Here is a 23,300-nt window from a genome sequence, read left to right on the forward strand (position 1 = left end):
TTGGCGGCTCCCGGCCGGGGAGTGGTGGCAGACCGACCGGGGGCCGTCGAGTTCAGTCGCGCGTCAGCCGGCGGTGCTTGCTGGCGTGCGGGCGTGCGGCCTCGGCGCCGAGGCGGGCGACCTTGTTCTCCTCGTAGTCGGCGAAGTTGCCCTCGAACCAGTACCAGTTCGCCTCGTCGGCGTCGGTGCCCTCCCAGGCGAGAATGTGCGTCGCCACGCGGTCCAGGAACCACCGGTCGTGCGAGATGACCACCGCACAGCCCGGAAACTCGAGCAGGGCGTCCTCGAGCGACTGCAGGGTCTCGACGTCGAGGTCGTTGGTGGGCTCGTCCAGCAGCAACAGGTTGCCGCCCATCTTCAGGGTGAGCGCCAGGTTGAGCCGGTTGCGTTCCCCACCCGAGAGCACCCCGGCGAGCTTCTGCTGGTCGGGGCCCTTAAAGCCGAAGGACGCCACGTAGGCGCGCGACGGCATCTCGAAACTGGCGACCTTGATGTGGTCGAGCCCTTCGGAGACCACCTCCCAGACGTTCTTGCCGGGATCGATGCCTGCCCGCGACTGGTCGACGTAGGAGATCTTCACCGTCTTGCCGACGGTGAGGGTGCCGGAGTCGGGCTGCTCCTCGCCGACGATCATCTTGAACAGCGTGGTCTTGCCGACGCCGTTGGGGCCGATGATGCCGACGATGCCGGCGCGGGGCAGGCTGAACGACAGGTTGTCGATCAGCAGCCGGTCGTCGAACCCCTTGATCAGGCCCTTGGCCTCGAGGACGTCGGAGCCGAGCCGGGGGCCGGGCGGAATGTTGATCTCGGTCAGGTCGACCTGGCGGTTGCGCTCCGCCTCGGCGGCCAGTTCCTCGTAGCGAGCGAGGCGGGCCTTGTTCTTCGCCTGGCGCGCCTTCGGGTTGGCGCGCACCCACTCGAGTTCCTTCTCGAGGATCTTCGCGCGCTTGGCGTCCTTCTTGCCTTCGATCTGCAGGCGTTCCCGCTTGGTCTGCAGGTAGGTGGAGTAGTTGCCCTCGTAGGGGTGCAGGCGGCCTCGGTCGATCTCGCAGATCCACTCGGCGACGTTGTCCAGGAAGTAGCGATCGTGGGTGACGGCCAACACGGCGCCGGGGTACGACTTGAGGTGGCCCTCCAGCCAGTTCACGCTCTCGGCGTCCAGGTGGTTGGTCGGCTCGTCGAGCAGCAGCAGGTCGGGCTGCTCGAGCAGCAGCTTGCACAGCGCCACCCGGCGCCGCTCACCGCCGGAGAGGATGTCGACGACGGTGTCGCCCGGGGGGCACTGCAGGGCGTCCATCGCCTGCTCGAGCTGCGAGTCGAGATCCCAGGCGTTGCGGTGCTCGATCTCGGTCTGCAGCTTGTCCATCTCGGCGAGCAGCGCGTCGTAGTCGGCGTCCGGCTCGGCCATCTCCATGCCGACGGCGTTGTAGCGCTCGAGCATCGTCTTGGTGTCGGCGACCGCCTCTTCGATGTTCTCCCGGACCGTTCTGCCCTCGGTCAGCGGCGGCTCCTGCAGCAGGATGCCGACGGTGGCGCCCTTCTTGAGGAACACGTCGCCGTTGTCGGGCTGGAGCATTCCGGCCATCAGCTTCAACATCGTCGACTTGCCGGCGCCGTTGGGTCCGACCACACCGATCTTCGCGCCCTCGAAGAACGACATCGTGACGTTGTCGAGCACCAGCTTCTCGCCCAGCTTCTTGCGGACGTTGTGCATGGTGAACACGAACTCAGGCATACGGAAACCTCGTTGAGAGAAGGGGATTGCGAACAGACCGCCCCGAGTATATCGAGCCCGGCGGAGGCCGGATCACACGCCGCGTCCGGCCCGGGCGAGGCTGGGTGGAGTCGTCATCGGGGCGGACGCCACTCGCCGGGCGGTAGCCGGAGATCCCGGGGCAAGCCCGGGATGACGGGTAGAGCGCTCCTCGTCATCCCCCGGGGGACGCCGCGCTCGTCATCCCGGCCAACCCCGGGATCCGGCTCCTCGTCATCCCGGCGAACGCCGGGATCTCATGCGGTGTCACAGCTCCTGCGGCGCCCGGGCCAGCAGTTCGGCGAGGGTGAGTGCACGGTGGGGCGTCAGATCGGTGATCTGCGTACGGCACGAGAAGCCGTCGGCCAGCACCAGCGCGTCGGCGGGCGCGGCGTCCAGTGCGGGCAGCAGGTGCAGCCCGGCGACCGCCACCGAGGTCTCGTAGTGGCCGCGTTCGACCCCGAAGTTGCCGGCCAGTCCGCAGCAGCCGGTCACTGTCACCACCGTGGCCCCGGTGGCCCGCAGCAGCTCGGCGTCGGGAGTCCAGCCGAGCACCGCGACGTGGTGGCAGTGCGGTTGCACGACGATGGTCCGACCGGCCAGCTGCGGGGGGCGCCAGCCCGGCGTCGCCGCCAGCAGCTCGGCCAGCGTCCGCAGCGACGACCTGACCAGGGCCACCCGTGGGTCGTCCACCAGGTCGGACGCCTCGTCGCGCCACACCGCCAGGCAGGACGGTTCCACGCCGACGATCGGCACGCCCGCCTCGGCCAGTGGGCCGAGCACGTCGAGCGACCGACGAAGCCGGGCGCCGGCCGCGGCACGCTGCCCCGTGGTGATCCAGGTGAGCCCACAGCAGGCGTCCTGCCCGACCAGTTCGGGCCGGTAACCGGCCCGCGACAGCACGCTGACCGCGGCGGCCACCTGGTCGCCCGCGAAGCCGGCGGAGAACGAGTCGACCCAGACGGCCACCCGGCCCAGGGACGGGATCTCGTCGGACGCGTCCGGTGCGGCGGTTCCGGCCGGCTCGACCCGCGCGTCCGAGCGCCCGGACACTCCCGCCCCGACCGGGCCGGTGCGGAAGGGAGGGATCCGCCGCCGCGTGTCGACCCCCGCCACGCGCAGCAGCAGCCGTCGCAAAAGGGGCGCCGACAGCGTCGTGTTCGCCACGGCGGCCAGGCCCGGCAGTGCCCCCACCAACCGCGTCCAGCGCGGCAGCCAGCCCAGGGAGTAGTGGGTCAGGGGTTGCAGCCGGCCGGCGTGCGCCCGCTCCAGCAGCCGCGACTTGTCCCGGGCCAGGTCGACGCCGGTGGGGCATTCGGTGGCGCACGCCTTGCAGGCCAGGCACAAGTCGAGCGCCTCGGCCACCTCGGGCGACCTGGGCGAGGCGATCAGTGTGCCGTTCACCAGTTCCTGCAGCACGCGGGCGCGGCCGCGGGTCGAGTCCTTCTCCGCCCGGGTCACCTGGTACGACGGGCACATCGCACCGGAGGTGCCGGCGGAGACGCAGCGGCCGACGCCGGTGCACCGGTGCACGTCGGCGGCGAAGGCGTCCATCGGGTGCGGAACGGAAGCCAGCCGGACGGCGGAGTCCAACGGCTCGGGATCGACCAGCACCCCGGGGTTGAGCAGGTTGCCGGGATCGAACAACCGCTTGACCGCGGCGAAGAGTCGCAGCGCCGCCGGCGAGTACATCCGCGGCAGCAGCTCGGAGCGCGCCCGGCCGTCGCCGTGCTCGCCCGACATCGAGCCGCCGTAGCCGGCCACCAGGTCGGCCGCCGCCTCGACGAAGGACCGGTAGCGCGCGGTCCCGTCGGGCGCCCCGAGCGGAAAGTCGATCCGGCAGTGCACACATCCCTCGCCGAAGTGGCCGTAGGGCAGGCCGCGCAGTCCGTGCGCCGCGAGCAGCGCCTCGAAAGCGCGCAGGTAGCCGCCCAGCCGGTCGGGCGGCACCGCGGCGTCCTCCCAGCCGGTGTGTGCGGGTCGATCGAACGCGACCCCGGCATAGCCGGCGGCGTCCGAACGCAGCCGCCACCAGCGTCCGGCCAGGTCGGGATCGTCGATGACCACGGACCCCAGCGCCTCGTCCGAGCCCGCCAGTGCGCCGGTCCGGGCGGCCAGTTCGGCCGCGTCGTCGCCGGCCAGTTCGACGATCAGCCAGCCCCGGCCCGGCGGCAGTGGGGGCAGGGCGTCCGCGCCGTGCTTGGCGAGGACCTGTCGGACGATGCGGGCGTCCAGCCCCTCGCAGGCGCGTGGGGCGAACTCAAGGATCCGTGACATGGCATCCGCTGCCGCGGCGAGGGAGGCGTAGCCGAGCAGCACCAGCGCCGTGTGCGCAGGGTCGCGGACCAACCTGACGGTGGCGCGCCGGACGACCGCCAGGGTGCCCTCGGAGCCGACCAGGAAGCGCGCCACGTCGAAGCCGTGCTCGGGCAGCAGGTGCTCCAGCGAGTAGCCCGAGATCTGCCGGCCGAAGCGGCCGAACTCGGTCCGGATCACGCCCAGGTTGGTGTTCACGAGCTCTCGCAGCGCGGCCAGCGTGCCGGAGGCGTGGTGCCGCAGGTCGGTGCCGGGCTCGAGCAGCAGCAACTCACCGGTGCCGGTGATCACCTCGAGGCCGGCCACCACGTCGCTGGTGCGGCCGTAGCCGAGTGCCCGGGGCCCGCAGGCATTGTTCCCGATCATGCCGCCGACCGTGCATCGCGACGCCGTGGAGGGGTCGGGGCCGAAGCGCAGCCCGTGCGGCGATGCCGCTGCGCTCAGGTGGGCCTGCACGACGCCCGGTTGGACGACGGCGACGCCCGCCGTGGCGTCCAGCGACTCGATGGCGTCGAGTCGGCGGGTGTCGATGATCAGGCCGGGGCCGACCGCGTTGCCGGCGCAGGATGTACCGGCCCCGCGCATGGTGAGGGGGAGCCGGGTGGTCAGGGCGTGCTCGACCGCGGCGTCCAGTTCGTCGAGGGTGGCCGGCGCGCAGACGGCCTGCGGCACCACCCGGTACAGCGAGGCGTCGCTGGAATAGAGCGCGCGGCTCAGTGTCGAGCGGTCAAAGGCAGGGACGCCCACCCGCTCAGTCTGCCACCCCCAGGACGGCCTGCATGACCCGCCCCAACGCCTCGAAGTCTGCGGGATCGACCACGTCGACGAGGATCGCGCGCACCGACGCGACATGGTGGGGGGCCGCGCTGCGCAGCAGGTTGTGGCCGTTGGCGGTGAGCACCGCGATGACGCCGCGACGGTCGTCGGCGCAACTCTTGCGCAGGATGAGACCCTTGGCCTCCATCCGCGCCACTGTGTGAGTGAGCCTGGAGCGGGACTGCCGCACCCGCTCGGCCAACTCGGACATGCGCATCTCGAGCTGGTCGGCTTCGGAGAGGTTCACCAGGATCTCGTACTCGCCCAGATCGAGACCGAAGGGGCGCAATTCGGCGTCGAGCCGTTCGTTGATCTTGCTGACTCCGGCCAGATAGGCACGCCAGATCACCTGCTGATCGGAGGTCAGCCAGGGTGCAGAATCGAGCGTCGCAGTCACGGCTCCAGTCTAGCACGATCGTTGAACCATCAACATACCTACCCCGAGTGGCTTTGGAACATGCTGTGACTAGCGGTGTTGACATGCTTGCCAACGACAAGATCGACTCGGTCAGCCGGGCACGGGGTGAACCATACCCGCAGCTCGGCGCGCGTCGAGCCCGGCTCGCGGGCGCCCCGAACACCGGACGGCGGCCCGCGACGCACAGCGGCAGGGCGTCGCGGGGAGCAGTGGCCTTACCCCTACAATGGCGGGAAATTCGGCAGTGCTGCCGGAGACGGGAGTGACATGAACGCTGAGGCCGAAGCCATCCTCGCCGGCAAGCCGCGGTCAGTGGGCGACCTGCTGAATTGGCGAACCGAGAAGACTCCGCAGGCGGAGGCCTTTCGCTATCCAGACGGCGACGACAACTGGCAGTCGTGGACGTGGACCGAGACCCGGGACCGGGTGCACGAGGTTGCCGCGGGCCTGCTGACCATCGGGGTCGGCCGGGAGGAGCGGGTCGCGATCGCGGCACAGACCCGGATCGAGTGGGTGCTGATGGATCTGGCGATCATGGCGATCGGGGCCGCCACCACGACCATCTACCCCAACACCGCCGCACAGGACTTCCAGTACATCGTCGAACATTCGGCGTCGAAGGTGCTGGTCGCCGAGACCGCCGAGCAGGCCGCCAAGCTCGACCCGGGCAGCGACGGCGTCCGGGCCGTCGTGCTGATCGACGGCGAGGGCGACGGCGAACGGACGCTGTCGTGGCAGCAGTTGATCGAGCGCGGCCGGCAGCGGCTCAGCGAGGAGCCCGGCTGTGTGGACGCCGCCCGTGACGGTGTCGGGCTGGACCACCTGGCCACCCTGATCTACACCTCCGGCACCACCGGGCGCCCCAAGGGTGTCGAACTGACCCAGCGGAACTGGATCTACGAGGGCTTCGCGGTCGACGAGCTGAAGATCATCGACTTCGAGGACCTGCAGTATCTGTGGCTGCCGCTGTCCCACGTGTTCGGCAAGTGCCTGATCGCGATCCAGCTGGCGATCGGCTTCACCACCGCCGTGGACGGCCGGGTCGATCGGATCGTCCACAACCTGGGCGTCACCAAACCCACCTTCATGTGCGGTGCCCCCCGAATCTTCGAGAAGGTCCGGGCCACCGTGCTGTCGTCGGGGCTCACCGGGTTGCGCGGCACCATCTCGCGCTGGGCCTTCACCGTCGGCAAGCAGTGCCGCGAGTACCGGCTCGCGGGGCGTCCGCTGCCGGCGCTGCTCGGCGTCCAGTACAAGGTCGCCGACCGGCTGGTCTACAGCAAGCTTCGCGAGCGCCTGGGTGGACGGATGCGGTTCATGGTGTCGGGCTCGGCGAAGCTCAACGAGAAGGTGCAGGGCTGGTTCTATTCGGCCGGGCTGATCATCATCGAGGGCTACGGGCTGACCGAGACCACGGCGGTGTCGTTCGTGAACGTTCCGGCCCGGCCGCGGTTCGGCACCGTGGGCGAGGTGGCGCCCGGCACCGAGGTGCGGATCGCCGACGACGGTGAGGTTTTGTTGCGCGGGCCCGGGGTGATGCGCGGCTACCATCAGGCGCCCGACCTGACCGCGGAGGCGATCGTCGACGGCTGGTTCCACACCGGCGATCTGGGCGAGTTGGACGCCGAGGGCAACCTCACGCTGACCGATCGCAAGAAGGACCTGATGAAGACCTCGGGCGGCAAGTACGTCGCGCCGCAGAAGGTCGAGGGCGCCCTGGTCGCCGCCATCCCGATCGTCAGCCAGGCGGTGGCGGTCGGCGACGGTCGCAACTACATCTCGGCGCTGCTCACCCTGGACGCCGACAACGCCATGCGGTGGGCGGCGGTGAACGGGCTGGCCGATGCGAGCTACGAGGAGATCGTCACCAGCGACAAGACCCGCGAGGCGGTCCAGCACTTCGTCGACCGCGCCAACGCGAGCCTGGAACGCTGGGAGACTGTGAAGAAGTTCACCATCCTGCCGCACGAGTTCAGCGTCGACAAGGGTGAGGTGACGCCGAGCATGAAGATCCGCCGGTCGGCCATCGGCAAGAGCTTCGCCGACGAGATCGACGCCATGTACGACCGGGAGGACGACGAGGAGTGACCCAGCCCGCAGCCGTGATCGACGTCCCGCTGCGCTGGGTCGACCTCGACGCGCAGGGCCACGTCAACAACGGCATCGTCGCCGACTACCTGCAGGAGGCCCGGGTCCGCTTTCTGCTCGAGGGCGACAATGCGGCGCTGCTGGGCAACGGCACCCTGGTCGTCGGGCATCAGGTCGAGTACCTGGCCCCGGTTGAGTTCCGCAACGATCCGGTGCAGGTGCGCCTGTGGGTCGGCCATGTCGGGGCGTCGCGGTTCACCATCGGTTACGAGGTGGTGCAGGCCGGCCGGGTCTGCGCCCGTGCGCGGACCGTGCTGTGCATCTTCGACTTCGAGACCGGACGCCCCCGGCGGATGACCGCGGCCGAACGGTCCTGGTTCGTGGACCGCAGCAGCGACCTGGAACCGCTGCGCGAACTGGGCCGCTGGCGGCCGGGGGAGCGCGCGTACACCGCACCGCTGAGCGTGCGGTGGAGCGACCTGGACGCCTACGGGCACGTCAACAACGTCCGCTTCTTCGACTTCGTCGCTGAGGCGCGGGTGCACATGTCGAGCGACGCCGACCCGGCCGGCAACCGGATGACGGCCGCGGCCGAGGCCGGCTACCTGTGGATGGTGGTGCGGCAGGACGTCGACTACCTGCGCCAACTCGACCATCGGCTCGAGCCGTACGCGACCCGGGTCGCGGTGGCCACGATCGGCCGCACGTCGATGTCCCTGGTGGCCGAGGTCACGGAGCCGGCAACCGGCACCGTGCACGCACGGGCCCGCACGGTGCTGGTCTGCGGCGATCGCCGGGGGCGTCCGATCGAGGTGCCGGACGAGCTGCGGCAGGGCCTGGACCTGTGGCCCGCCGAGCACTCCTGAACGCAGCCGCCGGACGCTCTGGCACCGGGATCCAACCAAGCCGAGCGCGCAGGAGATCCCGGGGCAAGCCCGGGATGACGGGGTCGTCGTGTGTCGGGATGGCGGGGTCCTGTGGCGAGATGCCGGGTCCTGGGTAGCACGACGCCCGTGCCGGTCACCCGGGGCAAGCCCGGGTGACCGGCGGGCGGGTCAGCCCACCGACAGCTGACTGGCGCCGTCGGGCTGTTCGGCCGAGCCCTTGGTGAAGCGTTCCAGCAGGTTCGTCAGGTCGACCCCGGTGGTGTTCTTGAGCAGCTCCAAGGTCTGCACCACGTTGTCGTTGACCTGCTTGGGCAGGGCGCCGGCGCCGTCGGTGCTCACCACCGTGAGCTTGTCGATGTTGCTCATCGGGGCGGCGACCTCGCGGGCGACCTCGGGCAGCACCTTGACCAGCATCTCGAGCACGGCCGCCTCGTTGTACCGGGCGTAGGCGTCGGCGCGCTTGTTCATCGCCTCGGCCTCGGCCTCGCCGGTGGCCAGGATCGACGCCGCCTGCGCGTCACCCTCGGCCCGGACGGCGTCGGCCTCGGCGATCCGGCGGGCCTTCTCGGCCTCACCGCGCTTGGCGCCCTCGATCGCCTCGGCCTCGGCGAGCGCGGCGCGGCGGGACTTGTCGCCCTCGCCGGTCAGCCGTGCCTTCTCGGCCTCGGCCTCGGCGGCCGCGATGGCGGAGGCCTTGTTGGCCTCGGCGGTCAGAATGGCCGACTGCCGCTTGGCGGCGGCCTCGGTCTCGACCCGGTACCGCTCGGCGTCGGCCGGCTTGCGCACCTCGGTGTCCAGCTGCCGCTCCTTGAGCGCCGCCTGACGCACGGCCACCTTCTCCTGCTCGGTCAGGATCGCCTGGTCGCGGTCGGCCTGGGCCAGCGGGCCGGACGCCGCGGCCTGGGCCGAGGCGGCGTCCGTTTCGGCCTTGATCTCGGCGCGCTTCAGCATCAGTTCACGCTCGGAGATGGCGATCTGCTGCTCGGCAGCGATCCGCGACTGCTCGGCGGCCTGCCGTGACTGTGCCTCGGCGACGGCGGCGAGCTGCTGGATGCGGGCCGCCTCGGGGCGTCCCAGATCGGAGAGATAGCTGCCGTCGTCGGTGATGTCCTGGATCTGGAAGGTGTCCAGGACCAGGCCCTGGCCCGTCAGCGACGACTCGGCCTCGTCGGCGACCCGCTGCGCGAACGCCGCCCGGTCGCGGATGATCTGCTCGACGCTCAACCCACCGATGATGGCGCGCAGCGAGCCGGCCAGCGTCTCCTGGGTGAAGGTCTCCACCTCGTCCTGTTGCTGCAGGAAGCGCTGGGCGGCGGCGCGAACCGAATCCTCGTTGCCGCCCACCTTCACGATCGCGACACCGTCGAGATTCAACTTGACGCCCTGGCCGGACACCGCGCCGCGGATCTGGACGGGGATGCGCCGGCTCTGCAGGTCGAGCACGTGCAGGCGCTGCACGAACGGCAGCACGAACACGCCGCCACCCATCACGACCTTCTGGCCCGACAGGTCGGTGGAGACCTGGCCGGTCTCGAGGTTGCGCACCTCCTTGCCGCGGCGGCCGGTCACGATGTAGGCCTCGTTGGGGCCGGCCACCTTGTACCGGCTGACGATCAGCAGACCCAGCAGCACCAGGACGACGACGATGCCGGCGATCGGAATGATGAGTGGGTACATGCGGCTCCTTCAAGTGGGCGTTGTGGGCGGACGTGGGTCAGCGGTAAGTGGGGACGACCTTGACCGAGGTCGGGGACAGCACGTCGGTGACCGTCACCGGGGTGCCGGACGGCAACGCCTCGATGCTGCGCGCGTTGAGCCGGGTGAGGTGCCCGGCGTTGACCACGCTGATCACGCCGAAGCCCTGCTCGGGGATGTCGTTGACGACGGTGCCGGTCAGGCCGACCAGGGACGCCGTGGTGGGGGTGCTGCCCGAGCTCGCGTCACGCAGCGCCAGAGTCACCCAGCCGACGGCGAAGCCGAGCGCCAGCCCGGCCACGACGCCGATCGCGACCGCCAGCCAGGTGTTCGCCGTGACGGCCAGAACACCTGCGCCGACGAACCCGACGCCGCCCAGGAAGCCAGCAAGAGCGGCACCGGTGAACCACTCACCGCCCCCCAGCGCCTCGAACACGCCGTCGAAGAAATCGTCGGCGATCAGGGCCAGCAGCAACAGCACGATTCCGACCACACCGATGGTGAGGAAAACTGTCACTGGGCTCCTTCCGTGTCCTCACAGGATACCGGGTCGGGGTATCACCCCGGTGGCGCCGGAAGGCTCCGAGAGGTCGGCAGGGATCCGGTGTGCGCCGGGATGACGGGAAGGTGCGCGCGCGCCGGGATGGCGGGCGACGACATCCGTCAGTGGCTCTCCTCGGCCTCGATCTCGCTGCGGTCGCCCGACCACTGGGTGTGGAAGGTGCCTTCGGCGTCGATGCGGTGGTAGGTGTGCGAGCCGAAGAAGTCACGCAGACCCTGGGTGAGGGCGGCGTTGGTCCGCTTGGCCCGGACGAGGTCGTAGTACGACAGCGCCGAGCTGAAGCCGGGAATCGGCACCCCGGCCTCGGACGCCCGCGCCACCACCCGCCGCCACGCGGCGTTGCTGTTGGCCAGTTCGGCGCTGATCGAGGGCGCCTCGAGCAGAGTCTCGAGGTTGTTCGCGGCATACTCGTTGCTGATCCGGTCGAGCAGCTTGGCCCGGATGATGCAGCCGGCCCGCCAGATGCGGGCGCAGGCGGCGACGTCGATGTTCCAGCCGTACTCCTCACCGCCGACCTTGATCAGGTGCAGGCCCTGGGCGTAGGCGATGACCTTGGCGCACCACAGCGCCTGCCGCACGTCGGCGATGAACCCGTCCCGGTCGTCCACTGTGATCGAGCCGTCAGGGCCGGACAGCGCCGCCTGCGCGGCGGCCCGCAGGCCGGGGCTCGAGGAGGCCGCGCGCGCGAAGACCGCCTCGGCGATCGCCGCGGCCGGGACGGCCAGATTGAGCGACTCCTGCACCGTCCAGGTGCCGGTGCCCTTCATGCCGGCGGCGTCGAGAATGACGTCGACCAGCGGCTTGCCCGTCCGGGCGTCCACCTGGCGCAGCACCTCGGAGGTGATCTCGATCAGGTACGAGTCGAGGTCGCCGGTGTTCCAGTCCTCGAACACCGACGCCGCCTCGGCGGCCGACAGCCCCGCGCCCTTGAGCAGGTCGTAGGCCTCGCCGATGAACTGCATGTCGGCGTACTCGATGCCGTTGTGCACCATCTTGACGAAGTGCCCGGCGCCGTCCGGACCGATCCAGGTACAACACGGCTCGCCGTCGTACTGGGCCGCGACCTTCTCGAGGATGGGGCCGATGTGTTCGTAGGAGTCCTTCGGTCCGCCCGGCATCATCGACGGCCCCAGCAGGGCGCCGGTCTCGCCGCCGGAGATGCCGCAGCCGATGAAGTTGAAGCCGAGTTCGGAGAGCCTCTTCTCCCGCCGGCGGGTGTCGGGAAAGTAGGTGTTGCCGCCGTCGACGATGATGTCGCCCTGGTCGAGATGCGGCACCAGTGAGTCGATGGTGGCGTCGGTGGCGGACCCGGCCTTGACCATCATGATGATCCGGCGCGGCTTCTCCAGCGAGTCGACGAACTCCTCGACGGATTCCGAGGCGATGAAGTTGGCCTCAGGATGCGCCGCCAGCACTGCCTCGGTCTTGGCATGGGTGCGGTTGAAGATCGCTGTCGCGAACCCCTTGCTGGCGAAGTTGCGGGCCAGGTTCGACCCCATCACCGCCATGCCCACCACACCGATCTGTGCACTGGCCGTCTTGTCGCTCATCTGATTCCTCACTGTCGGGACATCTCTCGCCCCCATTCCACCAAATCGGCGACCGGTATGGACAGGATGCGGCCCGACATGGACGCCGGTGACGGCCGCCGGGCGGGCGGCGGTGCGCGCCCCGACGACCCTGGGCACCGGCACCGGCGCTGGCTGCGGGATCGGCGGATCAGGACGGGTTGGCGGCGACCGGCGGTGAACCGGCCCGGCGCACGGCCGAGGGCAGCAGGCCGATCTTGGTCCAGATCTTGCCCGACAGCTGGTTGGTCAGGTCCTCGATGCCGGTGATGGTGCTGAGGGTGATCCGGTCCTCGGTGTCCTCGCCGAACAGGGCGGCCGTCTTGCCGACCATCGACAGCAGCTCGGAGCAGTAGTCCAGGTAGTTGGCCAGTTCGATTGCGGTCAGGCCGAGCTGCACGGTCTGGGCGGTGCTGTGGAAGTCGTCACGGAGCCGCTCGGGATCCTTGGTCAGCTGGTGCATGTCGATCACGTGCGCCAGCGACCGCAGCCGTTGCAGGGTGGCCAGGTCACCGCGGCGCTGCAGTCGCTCGGGCAGTGCCCACAGGAAGTAGACGGCGATGCCGGCGAAGACGATGTCGTTGACCAGCGACTCGAAGACGCTCAGCCACGCCCAGCCCTGCGGCTCGTCCGAGGGGGTGGTCTGGGTCGCGATCAGCACCAGACCCACCAGCAGGCCGACGACGGTCAGGGCGATCAGCAGCCGGCACGCCAGCTCCAGGGCCCGTCGGCGTGAGCGCCACGTCTCCTGCCGCTGCTGTAGGTGATCGATGACCTGGATCAGCTGACCGGGCAGCACCCGCAGGTTTCGGGTCGGGAACCGGGCGCCGATCCGCTGGTCCAGCCGCACCACGGTCGCTCGGACGGACCAGGCGTCCAGGTGCTGCGGATCTGCCGGGAGGGTCGGATCGGACACGGCAGAACCCTACCGCCGCAAGGGACGGGACAACTGGCGGCAACCTCACTGATGGCACCGCCGGATGGCCTAGGCTCGACCAGCAGCAACCCCTAGGGAAAGGCCGGCATCGTGGCCCGTCGACTCAACCGATCGACTGACGGACGTCCCGTCGCGGACGTCCGCATCGTGCACCTGGGTCTGGGCAACTTCTTCCGCGCCCACCAGGCCTGGTACACCGACCGGGCGCCGGATGCCGCGCAGTGGGGGATCGCCGCCTTCGCCGGGCGGTCGATGGGCATCGGCGCCGAGTTGTCGCGCCAGCAGAACCTCTACACGCTGGTCAGCGTCGGCCCGGAGCGCAACGAGTACCGGGTGATCAGTTCGATCTCGGCGGCCCACAGCGGCCACGATGTCGCCGCCCTGCTCGACTACTTCGTCCGCCCCGAGGTGAGCGTGGTCACCATGACGATCACCGAGGCGGGCTACCTGTGCAACGAGCAGGGCAGGCTCGACACCAGCAATCCCGACGTCGCCGACGACATCGAGAAGGTGGGCAGCGGCAACCTCGTGGCCGTGCGCACAGCCCCCGGCAAGCTCGCCGCCGGCCTGCTCAGCAGGTCGCGTGCCGGCGCCGGCCCGATCACGCTGGTGTGCTGCGACAACCTTCCCGACAACGGCACCATGCTCGCCACGGTGCTGGGTGACTTCGTCCGCGAGGCCTGCCCCGAGGCGTCCGCCTACCTCGACGACGAGGTCGGGTTCATCACCACCATGGTCGATCGGATCACCCCGCGGGCCACCGACGCCACCCGGCAGGCCGTGCTCGACGAGTGCGGCGTCGACGACCCGGCGGCGCTGGCCACCGAGCCGTTCAGCGAATGGGTGCTGGCCGGCACGTTCACCGGTCCGCGGCCCTCGTGGGAGGAGGCCGGCGCCGTCTTCGTCGACGACGTCGTGCCGCACGAGACCCGCAAGCTGTGGCTGCTCAACGGGGCGCACTCGCTGATGGCCTACGCGGCCACCATCGTCGGTCACGCAACGGTGGCGGACGCCATCACCGACCCGATCGTGCGGGGCTGGGTCGATGAGTGGTGGGACGTCGCGCAACGCCACCTGGAGCTGCCCGACGACGTCATCGCCGACTACCGGGCCGCGCTGCTGCAGCGGTTCAGCAACCCGCGGATGAAGGACCAGCTGAGCCGGATCGCCGCCGACGGGTCTCAGAAGCTCCCGATCCGGATCGTGCCGGCCCTGTTGGCCGACCGGAAGGCGGGCAACAGTCCCCTCGGCGCCGAGCGGGCGGTGGCCGCCTGGACGCTGCACCTGCGGGGCAGGGGAGCACCGTTCAACGACGCCCGCAGCGACAAGATCGCCCACCTCAGCGACGGCAGCCTGGAGGACTCGGTCGACAAGGTGTGCGAGTTCCTCGAGATCGACGACCGCGACTCCAAGGCCAGCATCCTCACCCTGGCCCGGCAACTGGGGGGCTGAGATGGGCCACGCTCCGGCGGGAAGCCGGGTGGTGATCGGCCTCGACGTGGGCACCACCGCCGCCAAGGTGTCGGCCTTCGCCCTGGGCGGCGGCTGGCGCACCGGCGCCGGCCACGAGCACCCGCTCCAGCAGCCGCGCCCCGGCTGGGAGGTGCAGGATCCCGAGGTCATGTGGCGGGCCCTGCACGAGGGCCTGGCCGACGTGGCGTCCGAGCTGGGTGACGCGCAGGTCGTCGGCATCGGCGTCTCGACCGCGATGCACGGGCTGATCGCTTTGGACGCCGAGCGACGTCCGATCACCCCGTTGCTGACCTGGGCCGACTCCCGGGCCGCCGAACAGGCGATGCGGTTGCGCGACACCGACCAGGGACGCCGCCTTCACCGCACGTCGGGAACGCCGATCCACTCCATGTCGCACCTGTGCAAGCTGCTGTGGTACGCCGAGAACGATCCGGACACGGTGGCGGCGGCGCGATGGTGGGTGGGCCTGAAGGACTACATCCTGCTGCAGCTGACCGGCGAACTGGTCACCGATCTGTCCAACGCGTCCGGCACCGGGCTGCTGGACTCGCGCGCCGAGGACTGGAACCCGGAGGCGCTCGAGCTGGTCGGGGTGCGGCGCGACCAGCTGCCACCGGTGCGGCCCACCACGGACGTGCTGCGGCTGCGGGACGACCTGGCCGGCCTGGTAGGGCTGCCGCAGGGCGTGCCGGTGGTGCTCGGCGCCGGTGACGGTCCGTTGGGCAATCTCGGGGTCGGCGCGTTGGAGCCCGGTGTGGTGGGTTTGTCGATGGGCACCTCGGGCGCGGTACGGATGATCACCCCCGAGCCCTACGTCGACGAGGCCGGCAAGCTGTTCTGCTACAACCTGGCCGAGGGCGCCTGGCTGATCGGTGGCGCGATCAGCAATGGCGGCATCGTCGTGCGCTGGGGCGGCGACGTGTTCGGGGTGGACTTCGCCGACGAGCCCGGCGGCAACCCCGACGGGATGCTGCTGGAGCTGTCCCGGGACGTGCCGATCGGTGCCGAGGGGCTGGTCATGCTGCCGTTCCTGATGGCTGAGCGGGCGCCGCTGTGGAACCCGACGATTCCGGGTGCGTTCCTCGGCGTCCGGCGGGGCCACACGCGTGAGTACTTCGTCCGGGCGGCGGTCGAGGGTGTGGCACTGATGCTCTCCGCCATCGTGGACGAACTCGACCGGGTCGAGCCGATCCGGCAGATCCGCGCGACCGGGGGCGTCTTCCGGTCGACGGTGTGGCGGGAGGTGCTGGCCGCCGCACTGGGCAAGCCGCTGGTGGTGACCGACGGGGCGGAGGGCACCGCGCTGGGAGCGGCGGCGCTGGCCGTGTACGGGTTGGGTGAGGCGGCCTCGCTGAAGGAGGCTCTGGTGGCGCTCGGCGCCGACCCGGAGGCCGGCTCCGACGAGCTGGTTCCCGACCCCGACGACGTGGCCGCGTACCGCGCGGTGCGCGCCGGCATCCCGGCCCTGCTCGCCCGCTACGACGAGGTGCGCACGCTGTTCAGCTGACTGAGGCCGGTGTGGGCGCCGCTGCGGACGAGCCGGGCAGGGGTTCGGTGAGCGGTGGCCTGAAAAGGAACCGTCCCCATTTGGGGCCTAGCGGCGGTGGGTGAGGCGTCCGGCCCAGACGGTGGCGACCACGGGGTCGGGAAGGTCGCGGCCGTGGTAGGGGTTGTTGCGCGACTTGGACGCCGTCCGGTCGCGGTCGACCACGGCCCGGGCGGCCGGGTCGACCAGCACCAGGTTGGCGGGCTCGCCGACCGCGATCGGACGCCCCTGGGTGGTCGACCCGGTCAGGGACGCCGGCGCCGCCGACATGCGGTCGACCACACCGGCCCAGTCGAGGCGTCCGGTGGAGACCATCACCTCGATCACCACCGCCAGCGCCTGCTCGAGGCCGAGCATGCCGGGCAGGGCGACGTCGAACGGGTGGTCCTTGTCCTGCCGGGCGTGCGGGGCGTGATCGGTGCCGACCATGTCGATCGTGCCGTCGGCCAGCGCTTCGCGGACCGCTTCGAGGTGTTCGTCGGTGCGCAGGGGCGGGTTGACCTTGAACGTGGTGTCGAACGATTCCACCTCGCGGGTGCCGAGGTACAGGTGGTGCGGGGTGACCTCGGCGGTCACGTTCACCCCTCGGCTCTTGGCCCAGCGGATCACCTCGACGCCCTCGGCGGTCGACACGTGACACACGTGCAGTCGCCCGCTCGTGAGCTGGGTCAGCTCGACGTCGCGGGCGATGATCGCCGACTCGGCCTGGGCCGGCCAGCCGGGCAGGCCCAGACGTCCGGAGATCTCCGACTCGTGGCAGCACGCCCCGGGGCCGGCCAGCCGGGTGTCCTGGGCGTGCTGGGCGACCACCCCGCCGAACGTCCTGGCGTAGGTGAGCGCCCGGCGCATCACCAGCGAATCCATCACGCAGCGGCCGTCGTCGCTGAACATCGTCACTCCGGCGGACGAGCGGTGCATGAGGCCCATCTCGGACAGTTCCTCGCCGGCCAGGCCCTTGGTGACCGACCCGACCACCACCACCTCGGCGTGGGCGTCCCTGGCCGCGAGCGCGAGCAGGTGCTCGGCGGCCTCGGCCGTGTCGGTGACCGGGTCCAGGTTCGCCATGGCATGGACGGCGGTGTAGCCGCCGCGGGCCGCCGCCAGGGTGCCGGTGGCGATGGTTTCGGCGTCCTCACGGCCCGGCTCGCGCAGATGGGTGTGCGGGTCGACGAGGCCGGGCAGCGCGAGCAGCCCGTCGGCGTCGAGCCGTTCCGCGTCATGCACCCCGGACGCCTCGACGAACCGCCCGGCCGAGACGGCCAGGTCGCCGGTGGTGCCGTCGGCCAACCTCGCCCCGGTGATCAGCAGGTCTCTCATTCGGGGCTTCCTCCCAGCAGGTGGTAGAGCACGCTCATCCGTACCGAGACCCCCGCGGTGACCTGGTCGAGGATGAGCGAGTTGGTGGCGTCCGCGGCCTCGGAGGAGATCTCCAGACCACGGTTCATCGGGCCGGGGTGACAGATCGCGGCACCCGGCCTCAGCCGGGCCAAGCGTTCGGGGGTGAGTCCGTACAGCTCGGTGTACTCCCTGGCCGTGGGGAAGAAGCCGCCGTGCATGCGCTCGCGCTGGACCCGCAGCATCATCACGATGTCGGCCTCGTCGACGACGGCGTCGAAGTCGTTGGTCACCTCGCAGCCCCACTGCTCCACGCCGGTGGGCAGCAGGGTGGGCGGGGCGACCAGGACCACCCGCGAGCCAAGGGTGCGTTGCAGCAGCACGTTCGAGCGCACCACCCGGCTGTGCAGCAGGTCGCCGACGATCGCGATCGTCCGGCCCTCGAAGGCGTCGTCGCCCCCGGCGCGCAGGTGCCGACGGATCGCAAAGGCGTCCAGCAACGCCTGGGTCGGGTGTTCGTGGGTGCCGTCGCCCGCGTTGACGACGTGCGCCCTCACCCACGACGCGGCCTGCGCCACCGCGCCCGAGGAGCCGTGCCGGATGACGAAGCAGTCGGTGCCCATGGCGTCCAGGGTGAGCATCGTGTCGCGCAGCGACTCGCCCTTCGAGGTCGACGACCCCTTCGCCGAGATGTTGATCGTGTCGGCCGACATCCACTTGCCGGCCATTTCGAAACTGGTCCGGGTCCGGGTCGAGTCCTCGAAGAACATGTTGATCACGGTGCGGCCGCGCAGCGTCGGCAACTTCTTGATCGGGCGGTCCTGGATGGCGTGCATCTCCTCGGCGACGTCCAGGATCGAGGTGGCCTCGGCCAGGGACAGGTCGCCGGCGCTCAACAGGTGTCGCATCAGGCCTCCGGCATGCTGATCGTGACCGCGTCCAACTCGTCGATCTCGGCCAGCCGGACGTTGACCCTCGCCTCGGCGGGCGCCTGCAACACCTTGCCGACGTGGTCGGCCTGGATCGGCAACTGGCGGTGCCCGCGGTCGATCAACACCGCAAGTTGCACGAGGCGGGGGCGGCCGACGTCCTTGAGCGCGTCGAGCGAGGACGCCACGGTGCGGCCGGTGAACAGCACGTCGTCGACGAGCACCACGACCTTGTCGTCGATGGTGCCCGGGATGGACGTGCGTCCCACGGCGCGGGTCGGCTGTCGGCGCAGGTCGTCGCGGTACATGGTGATGTCGAGTTCGCCGACGGCCACGTCGCTGCCTTCGATGCCGCGGATCTGGTCCGCGAGGCGCCGCGCCAGCAGCACGCCGCGGGTCGGGATGCCGAGCAGGACCAGGTCGCGGCTGCCGGCGTTGGATTCGACGACCTGGTGCGCCATCCGGGCCACGGCACGCGCGATCCGGTGGCCGTCCCAGACGACCTGGGCGGGTTGGTTGGTCACGCGGATGCTCCTCAGCGGCTCTCCGGGGTGGTGCGGGCGGGACGAATCGGCTCCGCCCCGCAGCAATTTAACGGAAGCCTGCAATACCCTTGGCTCCATGTTCGGACTTACCCCGCTTGAGACCCTGCCGGGATGGCCCGAGGCGGCGAACCCGTCGGCGCTGGAATCGTTGGCGCTGTTCCTCGGCGTCCCGGCCGCGATCTTCGCCGTGCTCGTGGTACTGATCATGGCGCCGAGCTGGTTCGGCAACGCCCGCGACGCGGCCACCCCTGACAACCCCGACTCCACGGACGCCTCGAACGCCTGAGCGGCGTCACTCCTGGTCCACCCGTGGACCGGGAGGACCGTCCCCGCGGTCCACTCAGTTCGCGGCCTCCTGGCAGCGCAGCGCGCGCTCGACGTCGTCGCGGCGCTCGCTGACCATGCGCCGCACCGAGTCGTTGAGCTCGGTCTCGGCCATCCAGTCGTCGATCCGGGCCAGCAGCGAACGGTCACCGAACGGACGCGGGAACAGCAGTTCGCCGACGTTGCGGCGGATCGCCAGAGAGCGGTGCCCCCAGCCGTTGCGTTGGGCGGCGATGTCACCCATCACCTCGAACCAGGCGTCCAGGTAGGGCTTGAGTTCGGAGTCCTGGTCGAGCTGCCAGAAGTTGAGGCACAGCTGGGTGTGGGTCTCGTTGGGGACGCTCGGATCCTCGGTGGCCAGCTGCCAGGCCACGGACTTGGCGTCGGCATCGGGCCGGGCGGCGCGCGCCCCGGCCGCCTTCTCGGCGCCGGTGGCGGTGTTGTCGCGAGCCAGCTCGGCGTCGATGCCGGCCTCGTCGAGCCCGCCGAGCCGGGCCAGCTGGGTGACCAAGCGCCAGCGCAGGTCGGCGTCGACGACCAGGCCCGGGGGCACCTCCTCGCCGGCCAGCCAGGCCCGCAGCAGCGCGGCGCCGTCCTTCGTGGTGAGCGACACCGCCAGGGCGCGGACGATCGCGAGCTGATGGTCCGAACCGGGCTCGGCCTGCTTCAACAGCCGGGCCAGCCCCGCCGTCCAGCGCGCCGCAACGGACGCCCTCGACTGCGGCGGCGTGTAGTAGCGCACGGCGCTCTCGGCCTGGGCGAGCACGGCGGTCACCGCCGTCAGGTCGGTCTCGACCGCCACCCCACGGACGACCAGGTCGGCGTAGTCGGAGGCGCTCAGTTGCGCGTCGCGGCACATGTCCCAGGTCGCCCCCCACAACAGTGCACGGGCGACCGGGTCGTGGAAGTCGTGGATCCGATCGACCACCACGTCGAGGCCGCGATCGATGCGGATCTTGGCGTAGGACAGGTCGCCGTCGTTGAGCAGCACCACGGCCGGGGCGGGAACCCCCACCAGCGACGGCACGTCTGTGCGCTCGCCGTCGATGTCGAGCTCGACGTGATGGACGCGGTCGATGCCGTCGGCGTCGGCGTCGTAGCAGCCGATGCCGATCCGGTGCCGGCGCAGCGTCGGCCACTGCGCGGGGGCGTGCTGGACCACGGTGAACCGGGTGAACCGGCCGTCGGCATCGATCTCGTAGTCGCTGGTCAGGGTGTTGACCCCCGCCGTCTGCAGCCACTGCCCGGTGAAGAAGGCCAGATCACGGCCGGACGACTCCTCCAAAGCCCGCAGCAGGTCGGCCAGCGTGGTGTTGCCCCAGGCGTGCCGGGCGAAGTAGGTGCGCACCCCGGCGAGGAACGGTTCGAGGCCGACGAAGGCGACCAGTTGCCGCAGTGCGGAGGCGCCCTTGGCGTAGGTGATGCCGTCGAAGTTGAGTTCGACAGCCTGCAGGTCGACCATGTCGGCGGCGATCGGGTGGGTCGAGGGCAGCTGGTCCTGCCGGTAGGCCCAGGTCTTTCGCTGGTTGCAAAAGGTCGCCCACGGGTCGTTGCCGCCGTAGCGCTTGCGGATCTCGTCCTGGGCGAAGTGCGAGGCCCATTCGGCGAACGACTCGTTGAGCCACAGGTCGTCCCACCAGGTCATGGTGACCAGGTCGCCGAACCACATGTGTGCCAGCTCGTGCAGGATCGTGTTGTTCCGCGACTCGTAGGACGCCGCCGTCACCCGCGAACGGTAGAGGTACTCGTCGCGGATGGTGACGCAGCCGGCGTTCTCCATCGCCCCGGCGTTGAACTCCGGCACGAACACCTGCGCGTAGTCGCTGAACGGGTAGGGCTCGCCGAACTCCTGCTCGAACAGGTCGAAGCCGCGGCTGGTGGTGGTGAACAGCCGCTCGGCGTCCAGGTACGGCGCCATCGAGGCCCGGCACGACAGCGAGAACGGGATCTCCCCCTCTCGGCCGGTGTAGGTGGTGCGCACGGTGTGGTATTCGCCGGCGATCAGGGCGGTGATGTAGGTGGAGATGCGTGGGGTGGGGGCGAAGTCCCACCGGCCAAGGTCGCCCGAGACGATCGGTTCGGTCTCCGGCGAGTTGGACAGCACCGTCCAGTGCGCGGGTGCGATCACCGAGAACTCGAACGACGCCTTCAGGTCGGGCTGCTCGAAGCAGGCGAAGACGCGCCGGGCGTCCGCCACCTCGAGTTGGGTGTAGAGGTAGATCCGCCCGTCGACGGGGTCGACGAAGCGGTGCAGGCCCTCACCGGTGTTGCTGTAGCGGCAGACCGCCGTGATGGCCAGCGTGTGCTCGCCGGCCCTGATATCCAGGCCGAGCCGTTCGCCGTCGAATCCGGTGGTGTCCAGGGGGGTGTCGTCGAGGGTCGCATCGATGATCGAGTCGGCGATCAGGTCGACGAAGGTGCGCCCGACCTCGGAGGTGAAGGTGATCGTGGTGGTGGAGGTGAAGGTCGTCGGTGACCCGGTCAGATCGACGGTGACGTGGTAGCGATCGGTGCTGAGGAGAGCCGAACGCGAACGGGCTTCGTCGCGGGTGATGTTAGCCGGGTACATGGTCCTCCTGGTCGGCAACGGACGCCAATCGCTGACCTTACCCGCGCGGGTGCCCGACGCCGAACCCGGGGGAGCATCACGCCTCCAGGTCGGGACCCGACCGGGACGCCACAACCTCGTCCGGCACGTACTCCAACAGGTCCCCGGGCTGGCAGTCCAGCACGCGGCAGATCGCCTCCAACGTGGTGAAGCGGATGGCCTTGGCGCGTCCGTTCTTGAGCACCGCCACGTTGGCGGGGGTCAGCCCGACCAGCTCGGCGAACTCGCCGACCCCCAGCTTGCGGCGGGCGAGTTCGACGTCCAACCGCACCACGACGGCCACTAGATCACCGCCGCGAGCTCGGACCGCATCCCGGTCGCCCGGCGCAGCAGTTCCCGCAGCACGAGCACCACCAGGCCCGCCACCGCGGCGAACAGCAGCGCCACCAACATCAGCAGCGGGCCGCCAGGATCATCGGCGCCCCACACCGCCCACAGCGCGCCGCCGGCCGCCAGAACCCACGCCGTGCCCACCGCGCCGACGATGACGTCGACCCAGCGCAGGGCGGGTTCGGTGAAGATGCTGTCGCGGGTGACCAGGGTGAGCAGCCGCCACGTGCAGACCACGATGACCTGGGCACAGAGGATCTCGACCGCGACGAACACCGTCAACGGCCACCGCAGCCAGGCCTGTTCGGGGTGTTCGGCCGCCAGGTGGGCGAACTGGCCGGGGAATGACAACGTCTGCAGCACCAGCAGCAGCCCGAACAACACCACCAGGCCCGCCCGGAGCAGCGGAGCGACGCGACGCATGAGAGTCATGCATCGACTATCGCTCGTCATCTATCGAAAAACAATAGATAGTGGCCGCGTTCTGACGGGCTGCACGCCGCTCTGGTCCACCGATGGGCATCCGGAGCCGGAACGGCCGGGCTGGCTAGGGTTGTGGCATGACGCAACGTGTGGATATGTGGTTCGACTCGGTATGCCCGTGGGCGTGGATGACCTCCCGGTGGCTGCTCGAAGTCGAGAAGGTGCGCGACGTCGAGGTCACCTTCCACGTGATGAGCCTGTCCGTGCTCAACGAGGGCCGCGACCTGCCCGAGAGCTACCGGCAGCTGATGACCGAGGCCCTGCCACTGGCCCGGGTGGCGCTGGCCGTGCAGCGTGAGCATCCCGACAAACTGCGGGAGTACTACACCGCGATCGGCACGTTGCTGCACCCGGGCGGGGCCGAGCGCACCGACGAGACCGTGGCCACCGCGCTCGAGCAGGCGGGACTGCCCGCCGAGCGCGTCGAGGCCGGCCACACCGACGCAGAGGACGCCGAGCTGGCGGCGTCCCATCACGAGGGCATGGATCCCGTCGGCGATGAGGTCGGCACCCCCGTCGTCCACCTCAACGGCATGGCCCTGTTCGGGCCGGTCATCTCGCCGGCACCCAAGGGCGAGCAGGCCGGTGACCTGTTCGACGGTTTCGCCAAGCTGACCGCCTACGAGGGCTTCTTCGAGGCCAAGCGGACGCGCACGGTCGGGCCGATCTTCGACTGACACCGGCCGC

At 70.3% G+C, this 23,300-nt stretch carries 19 protein-coding genes; 6 read left to right on the forward strand and 13 right to left on the reverse strand.

Features of this window, described 5'->3' with window-relative positions:
• Positions 1 to 52: 52 nt before the first annotated feature.
• The 3 genes from ettA to OIE40_RS09495 form a co-directional block, all read right to left on the reverse strand.
• The gene (gene ettA / locus OIE40_RS09485) at positions 53 to 1,735 is read right to left on the reverse strand and encodes an energy-dependent translational throttle protein EttA (RefSeq protein ID WP_264701952.1); all 1,683 of its coding nucleotides are present in this window, start codon (positions 1,733 to 1,735) and stop codon (positions 53 to 55) included.
• A gap of 285 nt (positions 1,736 to 2,020) precedes the next feature.
• Entirely contained in the window at positions 2,021 to 4,816 is a 2,796-nt protein-coding gene (locus OIE40_RS09490; protein WP_264701953.1) for an FAD-binding and (Fe-S)-binding domain-containing protein, read from the reverse strand.
• A gap of 4 nt (positions 4,817 to 4,820) precedes the next feature.
• Entirely contained in the window at positions 4,821 to 5,282 is a 462-nt protein-coding gene (locus OIE40_RS09495) for a MarR family winged helix-turn-helix transcriptional regulator (RefSeq protein WP_264701954.1), read from the reverse strand.
• A 288-nt stretch (positions 5,283 to 5,570) separates the two neighbouring features.
• Here OIE40_RS09495 and OIE40_RS09500 point away from each other — a divergent pair, with 288 nt between their 5' ends.
• Entirely contained in the window at positions 5,571 to 7,391 is a 1,821-nt protein-coding gene (locus OIE40_RS09500; RefSeq protein WP_264701955.1) for an AMP-dependent synthetase/ligase, read from the forward strand.
• Positions 7,388 to 8,257 (forward strand): acyl-CoA thioesterase, encoded by an 870-nt coding sequence (locus OIE40_RS09505; RefSeq protein WP_264701956.1) that lies wholly within the window; start codon positions 7,388 to 7,390, stop codon positions 8,255 to 8,257. The genes OIE40_RS09500 and OIE40_RS09505 overlap by 4 nt, the downstream gene beginning before the upstream one ends.
• Before the next feature lie 189 nt (positions 8,258 to 8,446).
• On the opposite strand, the gene OIE40_RS09510 is transcribed toward OIE40_RS09505, so the two are convergent.
• The 4 genes from OIE40_RS09510 to OIE40_RS09525 form a co-directional block, all read right to left on the reverse strand.
• Positions 8,447 to 9,955 (reverse strand): flotillin family protein, encoded by a 1,509-nt coding sequence (locus OIE40_RS09510; protein WP_264701957.1) that lies wholly within the window; start codon positions 9,953 to 9,955, stop codon positions 8,447 to 8,449.
• A gap of 37 nt (positions 9,956 to 9,992) precedes the next feature.
• Positions 9,993 to 10,490 carry a hypothetical protein gene (locus OIE40_RS09515; protein ID WP_264701958.1) on the reverse strand — a complete coding sequence of 166 codons (498 nt, stop codon included), beginning with the start codon at positions 10,488 to 10,490 and terminating at the stop codon, positions 9,993 to 9,995.
• Between the two features lie 146 nt (positions 10,491 to 10,636).
• Positions 10,637 to 12,085: an NADP-dependent phosphogluconate dehydrogenase gene (gene gndA, locus OIE40_RS09520; RefSeq protein ID WP_264701959.1), complete on the reverse strand. Its 1,449-nt coding sequence runs from the start codon at positions 12,083 to 12,085 to the stop codon at positions 10,637 to 10,639.
• Between the two features lie 169 nt (positions 12,086 to 12,254).
• Complete coding sequence (locus OIE40_RS09525; protein WP_264701960.1) at positions 12,255 to 13,019, reverse strand: hypothetical protein; 765 nt, start codon at positions 13,017 to 13,019, stop codon at positions 12,255 to 12,257.
• Between the two features lie 111 nt (positions 13,020 to 13,130).
• Between OIE40_RS09525 and OIE40_RS09530 the strand changes: the two genes are divergently transcribed.
• Both OIE40_RS09530 and OIE40_RS09535 read left to right on the forward strand, forming a co-directional pair.
• Positions 13,131 to 14,492 carry a mannitol dehydrogenase family protein gene (locus OIE40_RS09530; protein WP_264701961.1) on the forward strand — a complete coding sequence of 454 codons (1,362 nt, stop codon included), beginning with the start codon at positions 13,131 to 13,133 and terminating at the stop codon, positions 14,490 to 14,492.
• A gap of 1 nt (position 14,493) precedes the next feature.
• On the forward strand, positions 14,494 to 16,020 hold the full coding sequence (locus OIE40_RS09535; RefSeq protein WP_264701962.1) for a gluconokinase: 1,527 nt from the start codon (positions 14,494 to 14,496) through the stop codon (positions 16,018 to 16,020).
• Between the two features lie 87 nt (positions 16,021 to 16,107).
• Here OIE40_RS09535 and OIE40_RS09540 read toward each other — a convergent pair whose 3' ends face one another.
• From OIE40_RS09540 to pyrR, 3 genes are read right to left on the reverse strand one after another with little or no spacing between them, the layout of a single operon-like run.
• Positions 16,108 to 17,376, reverse strand: a complete 1,269-nt coding sequence (locus tag OIE40_RS09540; RefSeq protein WP_264701963.1) for a dihydroorotase — start codon at positions 17,374 to 17,376, stop codon at positions 16,108 to 16,110.
• Positions 17,373 to 18,302, reverse strand: coding sequence for an aspartate carbamoyltransferase catalytic subunit (locus OIE40_RS09545; protein ID WP_264701964.1), 930 nt, complete (start codon positions 18,300 to 18,302; stop codon positions 17,373 to 17,375). The genes OIE40_RS09540 and OIE40_RS09545 overlap by 4 nt, the downstream gene beginning before the upstream one ends.
• Positions 18,302 to 18,847 (reverse strand): bifunctional pyr operon transcriptional regulator/uracil phosphoribosyltransferase PyrR, encoded by a 546-nt coding sequence (gene pyrR, locus OIE40_RS09550; protein WP_264701965.1) that lies wholly within the window; start codon positions 18,845 to 18,847, stop codon positions 18,302 to 18,304. Before pyrR ends, OIE40_RS09545 begins: the two co-directional genes overlap by 1 nt.
• A gap of 97 nt (positions 18,848 to 18,944) precedes the next feature.
• On the opposite strand from pyrR, the gene OIE40_RS09555 reads away from it, so the two are divergent.
• Positions 18,945 to 19,154, forward strand: coding sequence for a hypothetical protein (locus OIE40_RS09555; RefSeq protein WP_264701966.1), 210 nt, complete (start codon positions 18,945 to 18,947; stop codon positions 19,152 to 19,154).
• A 54-nt stretch (positions 19,155 to 19,208) separates the two neighbouring features.
• Here the strand turns inward: OIE40_RS09555 and pepN are convergent, their stop codons facing one another.
• The 3 genes from pepN to OIE40_RS09570 form a co-directional block, all read right to left on the reverse strand.
• Positions 19,209 to 21,761, reverse strand: coding sequence for an aminopeptidase N (gene pepN, locus OIE40_RS09560; protein ID WP_264701967.1), 2,553 nt, complete (start codon positions 21,759 to 21,761; stop codon positions 19,209 to 19,211).
• Between the two features lie 76 nt (positions 21,762 to 21,837).
• The gene (locus OIE40_RS09565) at positions 21,838 to 22,074 is read right to left on the reverse strand and encodes a helix-turn-helix domain-containing protein (protein ID WP_425326174.1); all 237 of its coding nucleotides are present in this window, start codon (positions 22,072 to 22,074) and stop codon (positions 21,838 to 21,840) included.
• A gap of 8 nt (positions 22,075 to 22,082) precedes the next feature.
• The gene (locus OIE40_RS09570) at positions 22,083 to 22,562 is read right to left on the reverse strand and encodes a DUF2975 domain-containing protein (protein WP_264701969.1); all 480 of its coding nucleotides are present in this window, start codon (positions 22,560 to 22,562) and stop codon (positions 22,083 to 22,085) included.
• 128 nt (positions 22,563 to 22,690) lie between these two features.
• On the opposite strand from OIE40_RS09570, the gene OIE40_RS09575 reads away from it, so the two are divergent.
• Entirely contained in the window at positions 22,691 to 23,290 is a 600-nt protein-coding gene (locus tag OIE40_RS09575; protein WP_264701970.1) for a mycothiol-dependent nitroreductase Rv2466c family protein, read from the forward strand.
• The last annotated feature ends 10 nt before the right edge of the window (positions 23,291 to 23,300 follow it).

Origin of the sequence: Micropruina sonneratiae (assembly GCF_025972045.1) — a bacterium.
In the GTDB taxonomy this organism is placed as follows: Bacteria; Actinomycetota; Actinomycetes; order Propionibacteriales; family Propionibacteriaceae; genus Micropruina; species Micropruina sonneratiae.

Coding starts and splice junctions, on each gene's coding strand:
- ettA (WP_264701952.1), bottom strand. CDS start 1,735: ATGCCTGAGTTCGTGTTCACCATGCACAACGTCCGCAAGAAGCTGGGC.
- OIE40_RS09500 (WP_264701955.1), top strand. CDS start 5,571: ATGAACGCTGAGGCCGAAGCCATCCTCGCCGGCAAGCCGCGGTCAGTG.
- OIE40_RS09510 (WP_264701957.1), bottom strand. CDS start 9,955: ATGTACCCACTCATCATTCCGATCGCCGGCATCGTCGTCGTCCTGGTG.
- gndA (WP_264701959.1), bottom strand. CDS start 12,085: ATGAGCGACAAGACGGCCAGTGCACAGATCGGTGTGGTGGGCATGGCG.
- OIE40_RS09535 (WP_264701962.1), top strand. CDS start 14,494: ATGGGCCACGCTCCGGCGGGAAGCCGGGTGGTGATCGGCCTCGACGTG.
- OIE40_RS09540 (WP_264701963.1), bottom strand. CDS start 17,376: ATGAGAGACCTGCTGATCACCGGGGCGAGGTTGGCCGACGGCACCACC.
- OIE40_RS09545 (WP_264701964.1), bottom strand. CDS start 18,302: ATGCGACACCTGTTGAGCGCCGGCGACCTGTCCCTGGCCGAGGCCACC.
- OIE40_RS09555 (WP_264701966.1), top strand. CDS start 18,945: ATGTTCGGACTTACCCCGCTTGAGACCCTGCCGGGATGGCCCGAGGCG.
- pepN (WP_264701967.1), bottom strand. CDS start 21,761: ATGTACCCGGCTAACATCACCCGCGACGAAGCCCGTTCGCGTTCGGCT.
- OIE40_RS09570 (WP_264701969.1), bottom strand. CDS start 22,562: ATGACTCTCATGCGTCGCGTCGCTCCGCTGCTCCGGGCGGGCCTGGTG.
- OIE40_RS09575 (WP_264701970.1), top strand. CDS start 22,691: ATGACGCAACGTGTGGATATGTGGTTCGACTCGGTATGCCCGTGGGCG.